Source organism: Marinomonas sp. S3726 (genome assembly GCF_000967665.1).
Classification (GTDB): domain Bacteria; phylum Pseudomonadota; class Gammaproteobacteria; order Pseudomonadales; family Marinomonadaceae; genus Marinomonas.
In genome coordinates this window covers 1-752 of record NZ_JXYC01000075.1, presented here as the reverse complement: position 1 = coordinate 752, position 752 = coordinate 1, and the positions used below count along the sequence as shown (strand labels likewise).

Genomic DNA, 752 nt, shown 5'->3' with positions numbered 1-752 from the left:
AACCTTAAAGAAGAGATGGAACTCTATGGGGTTGATGTGCCGCAAGATATTTCAGCCTCCCAGCCCGAATCAGAACCCGTATTTTTACCTTATCAGCAGCGTTGGTTTGAAGATGAAAGCCAAATTATGTTTGCTGAAAAAAGCCGTCGTACTGGGTTAACGTGGGCAGAAGCTGGCCGTAACGCAATTAAAGCGGCTAAACCGCGAAGTCGCGGTGGTTGTAATACTTTTTATGTTGGCTCTAAACGTGAAATGGCGCTTGAATACATTGCCGCATGTGCGCTGTTTGCCCGTGCCTTTAACCAGTTAGCCGATGCTGATGTATACGAACAAACCTTCTGGGATAGCAATAAGCAAGAAGAAATTCTGACGTATATGATCCGCTTCCCTAACTCGGGGCTTAAGATTCAAGCGCTCAGTTCAAGGCCCAGTAACTTGCGTGGGTTACAAGGTGACGTGGTGATTGATGAAGCGGCCTTTCATGAATCCCTTGAAGAGCTTTTAAAAGCGGCGCTTGCTTTAACGATGTGGGGTAATAAAGTCCGTCTTATCAGCACTCATAACGGCGTTGATAACTTGTTTAATGAATACATTCAAGAAGCCCGTGAAGGCAAAAAAGACTACAGCATTCATCGAATAACGCTTGATGATGCGATTGCCGAGGGGCTATACAAGCGGATTTGTTACGTTACTGGGCAAACATGGTCTCAAGAAGCCGAAGAGACATGGCGTGAAAATTTATATAAAAACGC

Annotated in this window: 1 pseudogene; it reads left to right on the top strand. The window is 45.1% G+C overall.

The window, feature by feature from the left end:
* A pseudogene (locus TW85_RS26290) lies at positions 1 to 752 on the top strand (hypothetical protein); the annotation flags it as partial.